An 18543-nucleotide genomic window follows, 5' to 3' on the forward strand; every position below is an offset into this window, starting at 1 on the left:
AGCCGGAATGTCTCGGTGCCGGACACTAAACCGCTTTAATAGGAGTGTCAACGCCTCCGGGCGGCGCCGTGCTCTCCCTGACGGTGAGCCGCGGCGTGGTGGCCTGGATGTCCCGCACCGAGCCCGGATCGTCGATCGCGGCCAGCAGGGTCCGCGCCACCTGCTCGCCGAGCGCGAAGGTGTCGCGCGACAGCGCGGTGATCGACGGGTGGACGATCCTCGTCAGCACCGAGTCGTCGAACGACGCGATGGACAGCTCGCGCGGCACCGAGACGCCCATCTCCGCGGCCACGCCGAGCCCGGCGACCGCCATCACGTCGCTGTCGTAGATGATCGCGGTCGGGCGCTCGGGCCGCGACAGCAGCGTCCTGGTGGCCGCGGCGCCCTGCGCGTCGCTGAAGTCCGTGGGCACCGAGACGGCCTCGTCCAGGCCGTGCCGCTTGGCGGAGTCCTTCAGCGCCCGGATCCGCCGCCGGGTGTGCTGGAAGGTCGGCAGCCCCGCCAGGTGGGCGATGCGCCGGTGACCGAGCGCGGCCAGGTAGTCGACCAGGGAGAGCATGGCCTCCCTGTCGTCGGCCCAGACACTGGGCAGACCGCCGTGCCTGCCGGGGCCGCCGAGCACGACCGCGGGGACGCCGAGCTCCTCCAGCGCCGCGATGCGCGCGTCGCGCACCTGCAGGTCGACGACGACGAACCCGTCCACCCGGTGCTCGGCCACCCAGCGCCGGTGGATCTCGATCTCGGCCGCGGTGTCCTCGACGACGATCACGTGCAGGGCGGTGGAGGTGATCGACAGCCCGGCCTGGAGACCGGCCATGAGCTGCATGAAGAAGGGCTCGGCTCCTATCGTGCGGGCGGGCCTGGCCAGGACCAGGCCGACGGCCTCGGCCCTGGCGCCGCCCAGCGCCCGCGCCGCGCTGTGCGGCCGCCAGTTCATCTCCTCAACGATCTTGAGGATGCGCTGCCTGGTCGCGTCGCTCAGGCCGGGCCGCCCGTTCAGGGCGAACGACACGGCCCCGGGGGACACACCCGCCCGTTTGGCGATGTCGGCGATCGTCGGTCTGGTCACGTCTCGGTGTACCTCTCTTGACAGCGGCCTTGCGCCAAATCATAGTTCACACTCACTAGAGCGCTTTAGTGAATCTGATGGCGACAACGATCAGGAGAACATCCCTCATGCGAATCCCCGCTTCGCTGGTCGCGGCCGTCATGGCGGTCACCGCGCTCTCAGCCTGTGGCATCGGCGGCGGCCAGTCCAACGACGCGGCCCAGCAGAAGGTCGACACGACCGACCAGCTCAAGGGCACCATCACGTTCCAGACCTGGTCGCTGAAGAACGACAAGTTCACGCCGTACTTCGAGAAGCTGATGGCCGACTTCAAGGCCCAGCATCCGGGAACCACCATCAACTGGATCGACCAGCCGGGCGATGGCTACCCGACCAAGCTGAACGCGCAGGTCGCCGGGAACACCCTGCCCGACGTCGTCAACCTTCCCATGGACCTCGCCTATCCGCTGGCCAAGACCGGCAACCTGCTCGACCTGTCGGCCAACGTGCCGACGCTGGAGTCGGAGTGGGTCAAGAGCGTCGTCGACGCCTACAAGTACACCGACGTGAACGGCGGCAACTCCGCCTTCGGCTTCCCCTGGTACACGGGCACGGACGTCCTGTACTGGAACAAGGAGATGCTGCAGAAGGACGGCCTGGATCCGCAGAACCTGCCCAAGAGCCGCGAGGACCTGCTGGCCGCGGCCAAGGTCATGCACGACAAGTCCGGCGGCAAGGACTTCCTGCTGAGCAGCTTCCCCGGCGCGTCCGACATCACCTCCACCGGGACCTCGTGGATGAGCCCCGACGGCAAGAAGTTCGCCTTCAACACGCCCCAGGCCGCCGCGCTGCTGGACAAGTACCGGCAGGCCTACAAGGACGGCCTCTTCCCGCCCGGCATCCTGACCAGCGACTACCAGGGCAACGCCGAGCTGTTCAAGAAGCGGGTGGTGGCGATGACCACCGCGGGCGGCGACGCCATCACCAACATCAACAAGGACACCCCGTCGCTGAAGGACAAGGTCGTCCCGTCGGAGAACTTCTTCACCCCGCCGCTGTACACGCAGGGCCTGTCGGTCTCGGCCAAGAGCAAGAACCTCCCGCTGGCGCTGGCCTTCGCGAAGTTCGCCACCAACAACGACAACCAGATCGCCTTCATCAAGCTGGCCCCCGGATTCCTGCCTGGATCGGCCGCGGCGGCCAACGACCCCGTCTACAGCAAGAGCGACGGCACCCCGCAGGGAGACGCCTCGGTCTACGCCTTCCGCGCCCTGCAGAAGGCCAAGCTGGCCACGCCGCCGCAGTGGAGCTCCGAGATGAACGACTACCTGAAGCAGCAGATCACGCTGGCCATGACCGGGAAGCAGACCTCCCAGCAGGCGCTCGACAAGGGCGTCGACAAGGCCAACTCGATGCTGGAGCAGTGACCCGGATGAACGCCCACCGGTGGTACACGCCCTGGCTGATGCTCGCCGTACCGCTGATCCTGCTGGCGGTGTTCAGCCTGTGGCCGGCACTCAACACCATCGTGCTGTCCTTCACCAACGTGCGGATGCTCAGCGGTGGGCACTTCATCGGCCTGCGGAACTTCTCGCTCATCTTCGAGGACGAGCGGCTGCGGGACGCGCTGCTCAACACCGCGATCTTCGTGGTGCTCTGCGTCCCGCTGCTGACGTTCCTGCCGCTGTTCCTGTCGCTGCTGGTGCACAGCCGGCTGCCGTTCATGGGGTTCTTCCGTACCGTCTTCTACTTCCCCGTCATCGCCTCGGTGGTGGCGGTCGCGCTGATCTGGCAGTGGCTGCTCGACGACCGCGGCCTGGTCAACCAGCTGGCCCAGCAGATGGGTGTGATCCAGCAGGCGCTGCCGCTCCTCACCGACCGCTGGCTGCTCATCCTCAGCGTCACCGCACTGACGGTGTGGCGGGGGCTCGGCTTCTACATGCTGCTGTACCTGTCGGCCCTCGGCAACGTGCGGCGCGAGCTGCACGAGGCGGCGTCGGTCGACGGCGCGGGACGGCTGCGGCGGTTCTGGTCGATCACCGTCCCCAGCATCCGCGGCCGGATGGTGCTGGTCGCGGTCCTCATCGTCATCGCCGCGATGCGGATCTTCACCGAGATCTACATCCTGGGCGGGCCCCAGGGAGGTGTCGGCGGTCAGAACGTGACGGTCGTGATGCTCATCCAGCAGGCCGTGCTGGGGGCCGACGGGCGGATCGGGTACGCCTCGGCGCTGAGCCTGTTCCTGTTCGCGCTCACCATCGGGCCGCTGCTGTTGCTGGCCTACCTGAACAAGAGGAGCGAGGCCTGACATGCTGACCGTCACCGATCGCGCCAGGCCCGCCGTCCATGCCAAGGCCAGGCGGCGGCATCGGTCCCCCGTCTACGACGCGCCCACGCCGGCCGGGGTGGTGGGACGCTACGCCGCCCTGATCTTCATGGTCGTCGTGTCCGTCGGGCCGATGCTGTGGCAGCTGTCGACCTCGCTGAAGAGCCCGGCCGAGGACGTCTACGCCGCGACGCCGCGGCTGCTGCCCGAGCACCCGACGCTGGCGAACTACGCGGAGGTCCTGCGGCAGGTCCCCGTGCTGGACTTCGCCTCGAACTCGCTGCTGGTGGCGGTCATGGGCGTGGCCGGCAACGTGGTGTTCGCCACGCTGGCCGGGTTCGCGCTGGCGCGCATGCGGTTCAGGGGCGCCAAGCTCGTGCTCGGCCTGCTCATGGCCACGCTCCTGCTGCCCAACGAGGCCACGATCATCTCCCAGTTCCAGACCGTCAACAACCTGGGCCTGACCAACACCCTTTTCGGCGTCGCCCTGCCCGGCCTGGCCGGCACGGTGAACATCCTGCTGATGCGCAACGCCTTCCAGGCGATCCCGCGGGAGATGGACGACGCGGCGATCATCGACGGCGCCACCGCCTGGCAGCGCCTGCTGCACATCGGGCTGCCCGCGGTGAAGGGCACGATGGCCATCGTCGCCGTCATGACGTTCATCGGCGCCTGGGACGACTTCCTCTGGCCGCTGCTGGTACTGCAGGACCCCGGCGACCTCACGCTCACCGTGGGGCTGGCCTACCTGGACGGCCACTTCGCGGGCGACCCCCGGACCATCGCGGCCGGGCTGATGATCTCCCTCATCCCGATCCTCGTCCTGTTCGTCGCGCTCCAGCGGTACTTCTTCCGCGGCCTGCAGGAGGGCGGCGTCAAGGGGTGACGGCCACCGCCGCACCTGACCATCTCATCACTCGGGGGGACACGCCGTGCGTTTCGGCGTCAACTACACACCCAGCACGGGCTGGTTCCACCACTGGCTCGACTTCGACATAGACACGGTCCGCGCCGACCTGGACTCGATCGCCGCGCTCGGCTTCGACCACATCAGGGCCTTCCCGCTGTGGCCGGTCTTCCAGCCGAACAGGACCCTGATCCGGCCGAAGGCGGTCGAGCAGCTCGTCGCCCTGGCCGACGCCGCCGCCGAGCGCGGGCTGGACGTCAACGTGGACGGGCTGCAGGGCCACCTGTCGAGCTTCGACTTCGTGCCGTCGTGGCAGGTCACCTGGCACCGCCGCAACCTGTTCACCGATCCCGACATGATCGCGGGCGAGGCCGCCTACCTGCGGACGCTGGCCCAGGCGCTCGCCGACCGGCCCAACTTCATCGGCATGACGCTGGGCAACGAGATCAACCAGTTCTCCGGCGAGCCGCACCCCGACCCCGACCGCATCACCCCTGAGCAGGCGCAGGCGTGGCTGACCACGATGCTGGCGGCCTGCGCGGAGGGCGCGCCCGACCACCCGCACCTGCACGCCTGCTACGACGCCGCCTGGTACCTCGACGACCACCCCTTCACCCCGGCGCACGCCGCCCGGCACGGCTTCGCGACGGCGATCCACTCCTGGGTCTTCAACGGTACGGCGCAGCGGTACGGGAGCCGGTCCACGCCCACCGGGCAGCACGCCGCCTACATGATCGAGCTGTCGAAGGCCTGGGCGCTGGACGCGCACCGCCCGGTGTGGCTGCAGGAGGTCGGCGCCCCCGAACCGCACATCGCCGCCGACCAGGCCGCGGACTTCACGCGCGTCACCGTCGAGGCGGCGCTGGACTGCCCGGACCTGTGGGGTGTCACCTGGTGGTGCTCGCACGACGTCGACCGGTCGCTGGCCGACTTCCCCGAGCTGGAGTACAGCCTCGGCGTGCTGACCAACGACCGTAGGCCCAAGCCGGCCGGGCTCGAGCTGGCGCGGATCATCGAGGAGGTCCGCGCGCGCGGCCACCGTCCCGCGCCGCGGACGACCGCGCTCGCCCTCGACCTGCCCGAGGACTCCCCCAAGCGCTCGACCTGCGCCCCCGGCGGCACGTTCTTCGAGGCGTTCATGCGCCTGACCGAGGCGGGGGCGCGCCCGGCCGTCGTGCTCGCGGAGCGGGCCGGCGATGCCGCCTATCTGGACTCCCGCGGGATCACCGAGGTGGTCACCGTGGACGACGCACTGTGTGAGGACTCCCGTGCATGACGACCGCAAGCTCCTGGAATCCCGGCTCAAGCGGGTGCTCGACGAGCGGATCCGCCCGGCCGTGTACCCCGAGTCGGTGCCGCTCCAGGTCGAGGTGTGGGTCGCTCCCGACGAGCCGGTCCCCGTCGCGGAGGGCATCGCCGCGCCCCGCTCCCCCATCGCCGTGGGCGAGCGCTGGGGCAGGCCGTGGGGAACCAGCTGGCTCACCGTGAGCGGCACGGTGCCGGACGCGTGGGCCGGCCGTACCGTGGAGGCGATCCTGGACCTGGGGTTCGACAGGAACATGCCGGGCTTCCAGTGCGAGGGGCTGGTGTACCGGCCCGACGGTTCGCCGGTCAAGGGGCTGAACCCGTGCAACTCCTGGGTGCCGGTCGCCTCGCCCGCGCGCGGCGGCGAGGAGGTCCTGCTGCACGTCGAGGCCGCCTCGAACCCGGTCATCCTGGACTATCACCCCTTCCTGCCGACCGACCTGGGCGACAAGGACACCGCCGGGGACGAGCCGCAGTACACCCTGGCAAGGATGGACCTGGCCGTCCTCGACGAGGAGGTCTGGAACCTGGTCATGGACCTGGAGGTGCTCGGCGAGCTGATGGCCGAGCTGCCCGTCGAGGGCGCCCGGCGCTGGGAGATAGCGCGCGCGATCGAGCGCGCCCTGGACGCCGTCGACCTCCAGGACGTCAACGGTACGGCTGCCGCCGCCCGTGAGCGGCTCGCCGGGGTGCTCGCGACGCCCGCCGAGCCGTCGGCGCACCGGCTGACCGCGGTCGGCCACGCGCACATCGACTCGGCCTGGCTGTGGCCGCTGCGCGAGACCGTCCGCAAGGTCGCGCGGACCACCGCGAACATGACGGCGCTGCTGGAGCAGGAGCCGGGCTTCGTGTACGCGATGTCGCAGGCGCAGCAGTACGCGTGGATCAAGGAGCACCGCCCCGAGGTGTACGAGCGGGTCAAGAAGGCCGTGTCGGAGGGGCGGTTCGTCCCGGCGGGCGGGATGTGGGTGGAGTCCGACACCAACATGCCCGGCTCGGAGGCGATGGCGCGCCAGTTCGTCCACGGCAAGCGGTTCTTCCTCCAGGAGTTCGGCGTCGAGAACGAGGAGGCGTGGCTGCCGGACACCTTCGGCTTCGCCGCGGGCCTGCCGCAGATCATCAAGGAGGCGGGAAGCAGGTGGCTGCTCACCCAGAAGATCTCCTGGAGCCAGGTCAACACGTTCCCGCACCACACCTTCTCGTGGGAGGGCATCGACGGCACGCGGATCTTCACCCACTTCCCGCCGGTCGACACCTACAACTGCTCGATGAAGGGCAGCGAGATCGCGCACGCCGCACGGAACTTCAAGGACAAGGGCGTCGCGGGCAGCTCGCTCGCGCCGACCGGCTGGGGTGACGGCGGGGGCGGCACGACGAGGGAGATGGTCGCCAAGGCGGCCAGGATGCGCGACCTGGAGGGGTCGGCGCGCGTGGAGTGGGACAGGCCCGCGGCCTTCTTCGCCAGGGCCCAGGCCGAGTACCCCGACCCGCCGGTGTGGGTGGGCGAGCTCTACCTGGAGCTGCACCGCGGGACGCTGACCAGCCAGGCCAGGACCAAGCGCGGCAACAGGCGCAGCGAGCACCTGCTGCACGAGGCCGAGCTGTGGGCGGCCACCGCCGCCGTGCGGACCGGCTTCCCCTATCCGTACGCGGATCTCGACCGGATCTGGAAGACGGTGCTGCTGCACCAGTTCCACGACATCCTGCCCGGCTCGTCGATCGCGTGGGTGCACAGGGAGGCGGAGCTGACCTACGCGGCCGTGGCCGCCGAGCTGGAGGCGATCATCGATGCGGCGCAGCGGGCGCTGGCCGGTGACGGGCCCGGCTCGGTGACCTTCAACGCCGCCCCGCACGCCCGCCGGGGCGTCCCCGCCGGAGGCGCGGCTCCGGCCGGATCTCGCGGCGGCGCGACCACGGTGACGCCGGCCGAGGACGGCTACGTCCTCGCCAACGACCTGATCCGGGTCACGGTCGACGGCCGCGGCCTGGTCACCTCGGTCTACGACCTGGCCGCCGAGCGGGAGGCGATCGCTCCGGGGCAGGCGGCCAACCTGCTCCAGGTCCACCCGGACTTCCCGAACATGTGGGACGCCTGGGACGTCGACCGGTTCTACCGCAACACCGTCACCGACCTCACGGACGCCGACGAGGTCTCGCCCGTGCCTGACGGGGTGGCGGTGCTGAGGTCCTTCGGCTCGTCGAAGGTCCGGCAGAGGCTGGTGCTGCCGCCAGGCGCCGCCCGGCTCGAGATCCACACCGAGGTCGACTGGCACGAGACCGAGAAGTTCATGAAGCTGGCCTTCCCGCTGGACGTCCACGCCGAGCGCTACGCCGCCGAGACCCAGTACGGCCACGTCTTCCGGCCCACGCACACCAACACCAGCTGGGAGGCAGCCAAGTTCGAGGCGTGCAACCACCGCTTCGTGCACCTGGAGGAGCCTGGCTGGGGCCTCGCCCTGGTCAACGACTCCACCTACGGCCACGACGTGACAAGGACCGTCCGCGCTGACGGCGGCACGACGACGACGGTCCGCGCCTCCCTGCTGCGCGCGCCGCGCTTCCCCGACCCGCAGACCGACCAGGGCACGCACCGTTTCAGCCACGCGCTCGTCGTCGGCGCCGCGGTGGGCGACGCGGTCCGCGAGGGCTACGCGATCAACCTGCCCGAACGTACGGTGCCCGGCGGCAACCCGGTCGAGCCACTGGTCACCGTCGACGACGACGCCGTCGTCATCACGGCGGTGAAGCTCGCCGACGACGGCAGCGGCGACGTCGTCGTCCGCCTCTACGAGTCGCGCGGCGGCCGGGTCCGCGCCCGGCTGACGCCGTCGTTCCCCTTCGACGGCGTCACGGAATGCGACCTGCTCGAGCGGCCCCGCGGTGAGGCCGGCCTCGACCTGCGGCTGCGCCCGTTCCAGTTGCGGACGCTGCGTTTCTCCATCGTGTGACGGGGTGAGCCGGACACGCCGGGCGAGTTGCCCGGCGTGCACGGACCGTGCACATAAGGTCACAGTGTGGAGGCAGACGCGATCATCAGGGTCGCGACGCGACTGTTCGCCGAGCTGGGCTACGACGAGACCGAGCTCGGCCTCATCGCTCGCGCCGCCGACGTCCAGCCGTCGGAGATCACCGCGCGGTTCGGCGGCAAGCAGGAGTTGTACAGGGCGGTGATGCGGCGGGCGGACGACCTCGAGGGCGCCGCCCTCCGCGCGACCCTCGCGGACCTGGCCGCCCCCACCCCTGAGGCGATCAAGCAGCTGGCCGATGCCTACCTCGACTTCTTCGCCGACAACCCGCAGATCCTCCAGCTGTGGATGCACCGGTGGATGGGGGACGCCGCGGACGTTCCCGAGCTCGAGGAGGGCTACACCCGGCCGCTGGTGCAGGAGGTCGTCGCGGAGATCGCCCCGCTCCTCCCGCCCGGGGTGGACGCCCGCTTCGTCGTCTGGACGATCGTCTGGTGCGTGTACGGATTCCTCACCGGCGGAGTGCTCGACCGGCCGCGCAACGAACGCCGGGTCAGGCCCGGCGACCTGGTGCAGTTCAGGACCTACATTCATTGGATGCTCGACCGCCTCCTCGAAGAGTCGTGACGCGTCGCGCCGCCTGCTTGAATGAGGTCAGGGGCGGCCGTCATCGAGTTCTCGTGCGGACGGTTGCCCGGGGATGGGTGAGCTCATGAGCGATGCAGACGGACTGGAACGCATGCTGACCGGGCTGCTGGAGGCCAGCCATCAGGCCTCCTTCGAACAGCTGCCCCGCCTGGTCGAGGAGCACGCCGCCCGCGCCGGGCTCGACGAGGTGCGCATCTACGTCGCCGACATCCAGCGGGCCACGCTGCGATTGATGGGCTCGCGCACGACCGCGGAGCGCGCGAGCGCGGAGCGCGCGACCGCGGAGCCCGCGGCCGAGTTGCGGGTCGACAGCACCCTCGCGGGGCGTGCCTTCCAGGAGGTGCGGATCCTGCAGCAGGGCGAGCACTGGTGGGTGCCGATGCTCGACGGCACCGAGCGCCTGGGCATGCTGCGGGTGAGCGGCAGGTCCGAGCGCACGCCCGCGATCGGCGTCCACCTGGCCTCCCTGGTCGCGCTGCTGCTGATCAGCCAGCGCGCCCACAGCGACACCTACCCACGCCTGATCCGCTCACGGCCGATGAACGTGGCCGCCGAGATGCAGTGGCAGCTGATGCCGCCGTCGACCTTCGCCACACCGGAGGTGACCGTCGGCGCCGTGGTCGAGCCCGCGTACGAGGTGGGCGGCGACGTCTACGACTACGCGCTGGAGGGCGACACGCTGCACCTGGCCGTCTTCGACGCGATGGGCCACGACGTCTCGGCCGGGCTCACCGCGAACCTGGCGATGGCCTCCTGCCGCAACCACCGCCGCCACGGCCTGGACCTGGTCGCCAACGGCGAAGCCATCGAGGGCGTGCTGATCAGGGAGTTCGGGCGCGCCACCCGCTTCGTCACCGCGATCATGGCCGAGCTCGACATCCGGACGGGCATGCTCACCTGGATCAACCGCGGCCATCCGCTCCCCATCGTGGTCCGGGGCGGCCGCTGGAGCTCGACGCTCGCCTGCCCACCCGCTCACCCGCTCGGGCTCGACCTTCAGATGCCGGTGACCGTCTGCCACGAGCAGCTTGAGCCCGGCGACCGGCTGCTGATCTACACCGACGGCATCGTCGAGGCCGGTGCCCCGGACGGCGCCGAGTTCGGGCTGGACCGGTTCGTCGACTTCATCATCCGCCACAACACCGCCGAGCTGCCCGTGCCGGAGACCTTGCGCCGCCTGGTCAGGAACGTCCTTGACTACCACGACGGCCGCCTGAACGACGACGCCACCGTCCTGCTGGTCGAGTGGCACGGCTCCGCGCACGAGCCGCTGGCCCTGCGACCGCCGCCGGCGTGATCCAAAGATATGCGGGCGTCGACCTTCGGCGGATGAGGCCACCCGGGTGACGCCCCTAGCGTGACGCGTCATGGGTCTGAGATCCGCCTCGCGCCGCATCGCGCCGGCGCTCGGTCTGTTCCTCCTGGCGCCGCTCGTCGGCGAGTGGCTCCTGGGCAACCAGCCGCTCGCGGCGCTGCCGTACGTCCTGCTGCTTGCTCCCATGTACGGCGGCGGCGCGCTGCTGATCAGGGAGGTCGCCCGGCGGGCGGGGCGGGGGTGGCCCACCATGGTGGTCCTGGCGATGGCCTACGCCCTGCTCGAAGAGGGTCCGATCGACCAGATGCTGTGGAATCCGGCCTACGGCGGGTTCGACCTCGGCCTCGCTTACGGCGAGACCTACGTGCCCGCGCTCGGCACCAGCCTCTCGCTGCTGCAGGACGTGATGATGATGCACACGGTCTGGAGCATCTGCGTGCCGATCGCGCTCATGGAGGCGTTGGGCCGCGGCGACACCCGGCCGTGGCTGGGCAGGTTCGGACTGGCCGTCACCTGCGTGGTGTTCCTCGCCGGGTCCGCCCTGCTCGCCTTCGAGCAGGCCGAGCAGTTCATGGCCCCGCCCGGGCGGCTGATCGGCGCGGGCGTGGTCATCGTGGCGCTGATCGCGCTGGCCTTCGTCGTCGGCCGCCGTCCCGCCGCGCCGGTGGACGCCGACGCGCCCGGCCGGCTGACGGTGGGCGTCGTGGCGTTCGCCGCGTCCGGCCTGTACTGGGGTCGCGAGTTCCTGCCCGAGGAGATCTCACAGTGGCTCGTGTCGGGGGCGGTGCTCGGGCTGACCCTCGTGTTCGTGGCGCTGTTCGCCCGCTGGTCACGCAGCCGCGGCTGGGGCGCCGGGCATCGCCTCGCGGTGGCGGGGGGCGCGCTGCTCACCTATGTCTGGGAGGGGTTCGTCCACGCCCAGGAGACCGGAGCCTCGTTGCCCGCCGCGCTGATGGGCACCGTGCTCCTCGGTGGGGGTGCCGTCATCCTCCTGTGGGCCGCCGCACGCGGTGTGCGTTCCGCGGCACCGGACCTGAGCTGACGTTCGATCCGGCGGCCGGGAAAAAACTTCCGGGCGGATGTCCATTCGTCCAGACCTCGCTCGTCGTCATGGCGTAAGGAGACCAGCCGAGGCTCGAAGGCCTCGGCCGACACGAGGGGGATCCCCATGGACGTGACATCGACCGCCACCGTCGGGACACTGCGGGTTCCGGACGCTCAGCTGCACTATGAGGTGCGCGGCGAGGGTCCGCTGGTGGCGCTCGTCGGCGCCCCGATGGACGCGGGCGCGTTCGCGCCGCTCGCCGACCTGCTCGCGACCGGCTTCACCGTGCTCACCGCCGACCCGAGGGGCATCAACCGCAGCCTCTTGGACGACCCCGGCCAGGACTCGACGCCGCAGTCGCGCGCGGACGACCTGTCCAGGCTGCTGGCCCACCTGGACGCGGGCCCTGCCGCGGTGCTGGGCTCGAGTGGTGGCGCGGTCACCGCGCTGGCGCTCGCGCAGGCCCACCCCGAGCAGGTCCACACCGTGATCGCGCACGAGCCGCCGCTGATGGAGCTGCTCGACGACCGCGATCAGCTCCGCGCGGGCACCGAGGACATCATCGCCACCCACGTCTCGGGGGACCTCGCGGGGGCCTGGCGCAAGTTCCTGGCGCAGGCGAACATCTTCATGCCTGAGCCCGTGTTCGAGCTCATGTACGGGGGCGAGCGCGATCCGCGGCAGCTCGCCGACGAGCACCGCTTCTTCACCCACGAGCTGCGCGCGACCACGGGCTGGCAGCCGGACCTCGCGGCGCTGCGCGCGGCCGGGCCCCGCATCATGCTCGGCCTCGGCCGCGAATCGACCGGCCAGCTCTGCGACCGCACCACCACCGCGCTCGGCGAGCTGCTCGGCATCACCCCCACGCTCTTCCCGGGCGGCCACGTGGGCTTCGTCGAGGACCCCGACGGTTTCGCCCCCCGTCTCCGTGAGGTCCTCAACGACAGGTGACCCTCGTCGGGGCGTGTTTGCGGTCTGCCTCTTGGCGTTGACCGTAGTGAGTCGCACCATCGGTGCATGTCGGCACTCGTGGCGGGGGATCCGCGGCAGCTGGGCGAGTTCTGGCTCGCGGGGCGGCTGGGAGAGGGCGGTCAGGGCGTCGTCTACGAGGGCTACGGCCCTGCCGGGCAGCGCGTGGCGATCAAGGTGCTGCACCCGGGGGCGGGGGCCGAGCTGCGGCGCAGGTTCGCCAAGGAGGCCGCCGCCACGCGCAGCGTCTCGGCGTTCTGCACGGCGCGGGTGCTGGCGGTCGAGCTCGACGGAGCCAGGCCCTTCATCGTCAGCGAGTACGTCGGCGGCCCCAGCCTGCGCCGCGCCGTGGAGACCGGCGGCCCGTACGGGCCCGACGACCTGTACCGGCTGGCCACCGGGATCGCCACGGCGCTGACCGCGATCCACGAGGCCGGCGTGATCCACCGGGACCTCAAGCCGGACAACGTGCTCATCGGGCCCGACGGGCCGCGCGTGATCGACTTCGGGATCGCCAGGACCTCGGAGATGTCGCTCACCCCCACCGGTCAGACGGCGGGCACGCCCGCGTTCATGGCGCCGGAGAGCGTCATCGGGGAGCGGGCGGGCCCGCCGGTGGACGTGTGGGCGTGGGGCGCGGTGACGTTGTTCGCCGCGACCGGGCGCGACCCGTTCGACGGCGAGAACATGGCGGCGCTGTTCCATCAGATCCTCGCCGCGGAACCCGACCTGTCGCCGCTGCAGGAGCCGCTGCGCTCGCTCGTGGCCGCCGCCATGGCCAAGGACCCGCAGTCCCGGCCGACGGCCCGCATGCTGTTGCTCGGCCTGGTCGGCGACCTCGGCGAGCTGCAGGCCCTGCTGGCCGAGGGCAGCCGCGCGGCCGAGCCGGTGCGCTCCCCCGCCGAGCTGGCCCCGCCTCCGCTCGAGTCGGTGGCCGAGGGGATCTACCAGCGGCTGCGAGCCGAGGACCGGGTGCTGGTGCCGCAGATCATGCTCCGCATGGTCGTGCCGGGTGATGGCGCCGAGGACATGCTCAGGAAGGTGCGGACGGCGGAGCTGGAGGACGGCGTCGTCATCGCCGCCGACGCCGAGCGGGTGCTGGCCGGATTCGCCCGCGCCGAGCTGGTCGTGCGCGACGGCGACACGCTCTCGCTGGCCAACGCCGCGCTGCTGCGGGCCTGGCCGCGGATGCGGGAGTGGATCGAAGCAGATCGTGACGGCCTGCTGGTCCACCGCCGGTTGGGCGAGGCGTCGCAGCACTGGCACGAGCACGGCCGCCGCCCGGCCGACCTCTACCACGGCAGCCATCTGGAGGAGGCGCTGAGCTGGGCCGCGACCGGCCGCCACCATGCCACGCTGAACCTCGTCGAGAACGCCTTCCTCGACGCCGGGCTGGCCATGAGCCGGGTCCGGGCGCGCCGCCGCAGGCAGATCATCGTGACGCTGGCCGTACTGCTCGCCGTGGCACTGGCGGCGGCGGGAGTGGCCGTGGACCAGCGAGGGGCAGCCGTGCGGGAACGTGACACGGCCATCGCCCGCAGGACGGCCGTGCTGGCGGGCGAGCTGCGGACCTCGCAGCCGCAGCCGGCGATGCTGCTGAGCGTGGCCGCCTGGCGCATCGCGCCGGTGGACGAGGGCAGGGCCGCGCTGTACAGCTCGCTGGCCCAGAAGGAGGTGAGCGTGGTCTCGCCCCCGCTGGCCAGCGCCGACGCGGTGTTCGACCTCAGCGCCGACGGGCGGGCCGAGGCGGTGGCCGACAGGGGGCAGGTCGTGCTGCGCGACCTGGCGAGCGGGGCGGTCCTGCATTCGGTCGGCGGCGTCGGCCTGGGCGTGCGGGCGATCGCGTTGAGCCACGACCTGACGCGGGTGGCGGTGAGCGGGTCGGGTGGCGTGCGCGTGTTCGACCTGGCCACCGGGAAGCCGGGTGCGACCATCCGGCAGGAGGCGAGCGAGGTGGTCTTCAGCGCCGACGACCGCCTCCTGGGACTGCTGGCCGGTGACACCCTCGGGGTGTGGCCCGCCTCCGGTGGCGAACCGCTGGTCCGGGTGCGCGACGACCTGGCCGACAACGTGGTGATCTCCCCCGACGGGCGCCTGGCCGCGCTGGTGTTCAGCGACCGCCGCTTCCAGCTGTGGGACCTGCGGTCGCGCCGCCCGCTGCCCGCGCCGCACGGCGGGCGGGCGGACGGTGTTGCCTTCGGGCGGGCGGGCACCGTCTCGTTGAGCGTGGACGGCGGCGTGCGCGTCTGGGACCTGGCCGCCGGAGGGTTCAAGCCGGGGACGGAGGCCGAGGGAATGTCCTCCCGCTGGATGACCTACAGCGACGACGGCACGATGCTGGTGGCCTCCGACCGGGCCAACCTGGGCGTGTGGGACGTCTCAGGCACCGCGCCCGTCCTGCGCTACGCGCTGGCCGACACCATGCACAGCCCGCTTGCGCGGCTCAGCCGCGACCACACCCGGATCACCTACCTGACAGGGCGCGGCTCGGTGGCCACCCTCGACCTGGGGCACGATCTGCGCCCGCTGAAGGTGTCGCGTTCCGCCGACGCGGCGGCGTTCGGGCCGGGCGCGCGGATGGCCGCCGTCGCATCCGGCAACAGGCTGCTGCTGTGGGACACCGCCGAGCGCAGGCAACTCGGCACGCTGCGCGGCCAGGCTGCCTCCTCAGTGCTGGCCTTCAGCCCCGACGGCCGGTGGCTCGCGGCCGGCGCCGCGGACTCGCGCGAGGTGACCCTGTGGGACGTGGCCCGCCGCTCCCCCTCAGGGAGGGTACGGCTGGCCCACGGCGACTCGGTGGACGGCCTGGTCTTCAGCCCGGACGGGCGGACGCTCGCCGCGGCGCCCGACGACGGCCCGGCCGAGCTGTGGGACGTGGCGACGCTGACCCGGACCCGCACCCTGCCCAGGGACGGCGACCGCGCCATGGCCTTCCGTCCCGACGGCGGCGCCCTGGCCGTCGGCGGTCTCGACAGCGCCGTGGTGGACCTGCGCGGCGGTGGCGTCGTGGACAAGCCGTTCGGCGGCGGCATCGACGGGGTCCACTCCATCGCGTACGCGGGCTCGCGCGTCGCCACCGGCTTCCACCAGTTGGGCGTCGATCTGTGGGACGCCACGGACGGCCGGTCGCTGGGCCGCCTGTGGCCGGACCACGCCGAGTTCGACACCGTCGTCGCGCTGGCCTTCTCCCCCGGGGGAACACTGCTGGCGACCGGCGGCACCAGCGGCGCGGTGCGCCTGTGGGACACCGGGCGCCTGGTGCCGGTGGGCGACTCCTACCGGGCGCACGTCCGCCAGGTGCTCGCCCTGGCCTACACCGCCGACGGCCGATGGCTGCGCAGCGCGGGCCAGGACGGCACCGTCCAGACCTATCCCGTCGACCCCGGCCTGGCCGCGGACGCGGTCTGCGCACGCGCCCACGCCACGCTGGATCGCTCCATGTGGCAGCGATACATCCCGGAAATCCCCTTCAGGAAGGTGTGCTGAGTCATGAGGCTGCTCCGTAGAGACGACCACTTCCCCCAGATCGAGTCCGTCGAGGTGACCCCTCCCACCGTGCTCCTCGGCGAGCCTTTCGCGATCACGGTCGCCACCAGCGAGAACGGTCCGAGGGACACGGTCACGGGCACCCTGTCCGGGCCTGGCGGCGAGCAGGTGCGGCTGCGGTTCGCCCGGACCGGCGAGAGCGACTTCGAGCAGGCGTGGGAAGCGGAGTCCACGATCAGTGACGGGCGGGGGAAGTGGCAGGTCGACGTCGCGATCGGTGAGGACTCCGCCGAGACGTCCTTCGAGGTCGCCGACCGTACCGGCACCGTCGAGACCCGCATCCGCGGCTTCGCCGTCGAGCCGGAAACGGTCGATCCCGGAGACCTGCTGACGTTCACCGGACGCCTGGAACGGGCGGCCGGGGGCGACGACTGGTCGAGCCTGCCGGATGGGCAGCCCATCCTGGTGTCCTTCAGGGCCGACGACGAGTACGCCTGGCACGTGATCACCGAGACGAAGACCGGGGAGGGCGGCCGGTTCACCGCCACCGCCACGGCGGTCGAGTCGGGACTCTGGCGTGCAGAGTTCCAGGGCGGCGGCGATCTGCGCGCCACCAGGAGCGCCGAGACTCGATCGACGGTCAGGCGATCAGTGGGAGACGTCAGTGTGAGCCACGGCCGGACACCGAAGAAAGTACACAGGGGGAAGATCGTCACCCATAGCGGCACCGTCCGATACTGGACGGGCAACGGCTGGAGCGTCGTCAGCAACCGCTCGGTGCTGCTCCGGGTGGACGGAACCGACCACCCAGATCTCAACGACGACACCGACAGCCACGGCAGATACAAGATCACCGAGCATGCCCAGGTGTCGGGAGGGCGCGTGGTGGTCTTCCGCAAGCAGGGCCAGTACAGCGCGGGACAGTCGACCCCTGAGCGCCCGGTGACGGTGACCTGACGGCGAAAGCCCCACCATCGGTCTGTGTCCAGACCGATGGTGGGGCGAACGGCCACCTACCTCGGGGTCAGTGGTTGGTTCTGGGCAGCGCCTGGACCAGGGCGGCGACGATCACGTCCAGGGCGATGAGGAGGATCAGCCCCATGGCGAAGGCGTGCGGGTAGGTGCCCAGGGCTCCGTAGAAGACCAGGCCGACCACGGCCACGCCGATCGCGCCGCCCGCCTGCTGCGAGGTGCTCAGCACACCGGCCGCGGAGGCGGCGTGCCGGGGGTCGACACCGCTGAGGACCAGGGCGGGCAGCGGTGCCATGACCAGGCCCATGCCCGCGCCGGCGACCACGAGGCCGGGGATGATCCAGGCGACCGCACCGTGGTCGCCGAGGCCCGTGGCGGACAGGGCGAGCATGCCGTACCCGAGGGCCATGACCAGCGCGCCGAGCGTGACGACCTGGCGTCCGAGCTTCGCGGCGAGCTTGGCCGCCTGCGTCGAGGAGGCGAAGTAGCCGATGCCGAGCGGCAGGAAGATGAGCCCGGAGCCCATGGCGTCAAGCCCGCGGCCCTGCTGCAGGTAGAGGGCCAGGATCAGGAAGAACGAGCCCATCGTCATCGCGTGCAGCAGGCTGACCACCATGCCCACGGAGAACGAGCGGTTACGGAACAGCTCGGGGCTGACCAGCGGTGCGGCGGCCCGCCGCTGGTGCAGCACGAACGAGGTCAGCAGGACGACCGCCGCCGCCAGGCACACCCAGGTCCACAGCGGCCAGCCCTGCTCGCGGCCCTGCACCAGCGGGAAGACGATGGCGACCAGGCCGAGCGAGACCAGTACGGTGCCCGCCAGGTCCAGCCGCGGGCCGCCGCCGGGGAGGCGGGACTCGGGCACCATGCGCGGGACCAGGGCGAGGGCGATCGCGCCGACCGGCACGTTGATCAGGAAGATGGTCCGCCAGCCGAGCCCGAACACGTCCGCGTTGATCAGCAGGCCGCCGATGAGCTGCCCGAACACGCCTCCGAAGCCCATCGTGACGCCGTAGGCGTTGAAGGCCTTCGCCCTGCTCTCACCGGTGTAGACGGTGTTGATGATCGCCAGGACCTGCGGCATGAGCAGCGCCGCGCCCAGGCCCTGCAGGACCCTGGCGGCGATGAGTATCCCCGCGGTGGGCGCCTCCCCGCACAGGGCCGACGCCACGGTGAAGGCCGCCAGGCCGATGGCGAACATCTTGCGCCGGCCGTACAGGTCTCCCAGTCTGCCCGCGATGATCAGCCCGGCGGCGAGCGCGAGGCCGAAGCCGGCGACGACGAACTGGATCTGCGAGGGGGTGGCGTGCAGGTCGCGCTGGATGGCGGGGATTCCCACGTTGACGATGAAGAAGTCGAGGGTGGTGATGAAGAGCCCGGACAGCAGGACCAGCAGGGTCCCCTTGCCGGGATCTGCCGTCCGGGTGCCCGCGGACTCGGGTGCCTTGATGGCGGTCATCGTGCTCTCCTGGTGTGGTGGCCGTTGCAAGGTCGACAATGCCGCCAGCCCCTGTATGAGCGCGATTACGCGACAGGTAATGAAGAAGCCTCAGCCC

At 71.3% G+C, this 18543-nt stretch carries 13 protein-coding genes; 11 read left to right on the forward strand and 2 right to left on the reverse strand.

Going from position 1 to position 18543, the window contains the following annotated elements:
• Window positions 1-25 precede the first annotated feature (25 nt).
• On the reverse strand, window positions 26-1069 hold the full coding sequence (locus KIK09_RS25020; RefSeq protein WP_214321774.1) for a LacI family DNA-binding transcriptional regulator: 1044 nt from the start codon (window positions 1067-1069) through the stop codon (window positions 26-28).
• Window positions 1070-1176: 107 nt separating this feature from the next.
• Between KIK09_RS25020 and KIK09_RS25025 the strand changes: the two genes are divergently transcribed.
• From KIK09_RS25025 to KIK09_RS25075, 11 genes are all read left to right on the forward strand, one after another.
• Window positions 1177-2475 (forward strand): ABC transporter substrate-binding protein, encoded by a 1299-nt coding sequence (locus KIK09_RS25025; RefSeq protein ID WP_214321775.1) that lies wholly within the window; start codon window positions 1177-1179, stop codon window positions 2473-2475.
• Window positions 2476-2480: 5 nt separating this feature from the next.
• Window positions 2481-3356 carry a carbohydrate ABC transporter permease gene (locus KIK09_RS25030; RefSeq protein WP_214321777.1) on the forward strand — a complete coding sequence of 292 codons (876 nt, stop codon included), beginning with the start codon at window positions 2481-2483 and terminating at the stop codon, window positions 3354-3356.
• A gap of 1 nt (window position 3357) precedes the next feature.
• Window positions 3358-4260 (forward strand): carbohydrate ABC transporter permease, encoded by a 903-nt coding sequence (locus tag KIK09_RS25035; RefSeq protein WP_214321778.1) that lies wholly within the window; start codon window positions 3358-3360, stop codon window positions 4258-4260.
• Window positions 4261-4306: 46 nt separating this feature from the next.
• Window positions 4307-5557: a glycoside hydrolase 5 family protein gene (locus KIK09_RS25040; protein ID WP_214321779.1), complete on the forward strand. Its 1251-nt coding sequence runs from the start codon at window positions 4307-4309 to the stop codon at window positions 5555-5557.
• Window positions 5550-8534: an alpha-mannosidase gene (locus KIK09_RS25045; protein WP_214321780.1), complete on the forward strand. Its 2985-nt coding sequence runs from the start codon at window positions 5550-5552 to the stop codon at window positions 8532-8534. Before KIK09_RS25040 ends, KIK09_RS25045 begins: the two co-directional genes overlap by 8 nt.
• Before the next feature lie 66 nt (window positions 8535-8600).
• Entirely contained in the window at window positions 8601-9179 is a 579-nt protein-coding gene (locus KIK09_RS25050) for a TetR/AcrR family transcriptional regulator (protein ID WP_214321781.1), read from the forward strand.
• A gap of 85 nt (window positions 9180-9264) precedes the next feature.
• Window positions 9265-10497 carry a PP2C family protein-serine/threonine phosphatase gene (locus KIK09_RS25055; protein ID WP_250573759.1) on the forward strand — a complete coding sequence of 411 codons (1233 nt, stop codon included), beginning with the start codon at window positions 9265-9267 and terminating at the stop codon, window positions 10495-10497.
• 70 nt (window positions 10498-10567) lie between these two features.
• Window positions 10568-11557 (forward strand): AF_0692 family protein, encoded by a 990-nt coding sequence (locus KIK09_RS25060; RefSeq protein ID WP_214321783.1) that lies wholly within the window; start codon window positions 10568-10570, stop codon window positions 11555-11557.
• Between the two features lie 126 nt (window positions 11558-11683).
• Window positions 11684-12511 (forward strand): alpha/beta fold hydrolase, encoded by an 828-nt coding sequence (locus tag KIK09_RS25065; protein ID WP_214321784.1) that lies wholly within the window; start codon window positions 11684-11686, stop codon window positions 12509-12511.
• Window positions 12512-12577: 66 nt separating this feature from the next.
• A complete protein-coding gene (locus tag KIK09_RS25070) occupies window positions 12578-16015 on the forward strand; it encodes a serine/threonine-protein kinase (RefSeq protein ID WP_214321785.1) in 3438 nt (1145 codons plus the stop codon).
• A 3-nt stretch (window positions 16016-16018) separates the two neighbouring features.
• Window positions 16019-16972: a hypothetical protein gene (locus KIK09_RS25075; protein ID WP_214321786.1), complete on the forward strand. Its 954-nt coding sequence runs from the start codon at window positions 16019-16021 to the stop codon at window positions 16970-16972.
• Between the two features lie 67 nt (window positions 16973-17039).
• Here the strand turns inward: KIK09_RS25075 and KIK09_RS25080 are convergent, their stop codons facing one another.
• Window positions 17040-18446: a DHA2 family efflux MFS transporter permease subunit gene (locus tag KIK09_RS25080; RefSeq protein WP_214321787.1), complete on the reverse strand. Its 1407-nt coding sequence runs from the start codon at window positions 18444-18446 to the stop codon at window positions 17040-17042.
• Window positions 18447-18543 lie beyond the last annotated feature (97 nt).

Source organism: Nonomuraea sediminis (genome assembly GCF_018531495.1).
Classification (GTDB): Bacteria; Actinomycetota; Actinomycetes; order Streptosporangiales; family Streptosporangiaceae; genus Nonomuraea; species Nonomuraea sediminis.

Coding starts and splice junctions, on each gene's coding strand:
- KIK09_RS25025 (WP_214321775.1), top strand. CDS start 1,177: ATGCGAATCCCCGCTTCGCTGGTCGCGGCCGTCATGGCGGTCACCGCG.
- KIK09_RS25030 (WP_214321777.1), top strand. CDS start 2,481: ATGAACGCCCACCGGTGGTACACGCCCTGGCTGATGCTCGCCGTACCG.
- KIK09_RS25035 (WP_214321778.1), top strand. CDS start 3,358: ATGCTGACCGTCACCGATCGCGCCAGGCCCGCCGTCCATGCCAAGGCC.
- KIK09_RS25055 (WP_250573759.1), top strand. CDS start 9,265: ATGAGCGATGCAGACGGACTGGAACGCATGCTGACCGGGCTGCTGGAG.
- KIK09_RS25060 (WP_214321783.1), top strand. CDS start 10,568: ATGGGTCTGAGATCCGCCTCGCGCCGCATCGCGCCGGCGCTCGGTCTG.
- KIK09_RS25065 (WP_214321784.1), top strand. CDS start 11,684: ATGGACGTGACATCGACCGCCACCGTCGGGACACTGCGGGTTCCGGAC.
- KIK09_RS25070 (WP_214321785.1), top strand. CDS start 12,578: ATGTCGGCACTCGTGGCGGGGGATCCGCGGCAGCTGGGCGAGTTCTGG.
- KIK09_RS25075 (WP_214321786.1), top strand. CDS start 16,019: ATGAGGCTGCTCCGTAGAGACGACCACTTCCCCCAGATCGAGTCCGTC.
- KIK09_RS25080 (WP_214321787.1), bottom strand. CDS start 18,446: ATGACCGCCATCAAGGCACCCGAGTCCGCGGGCACCCGGACGGCAGAT.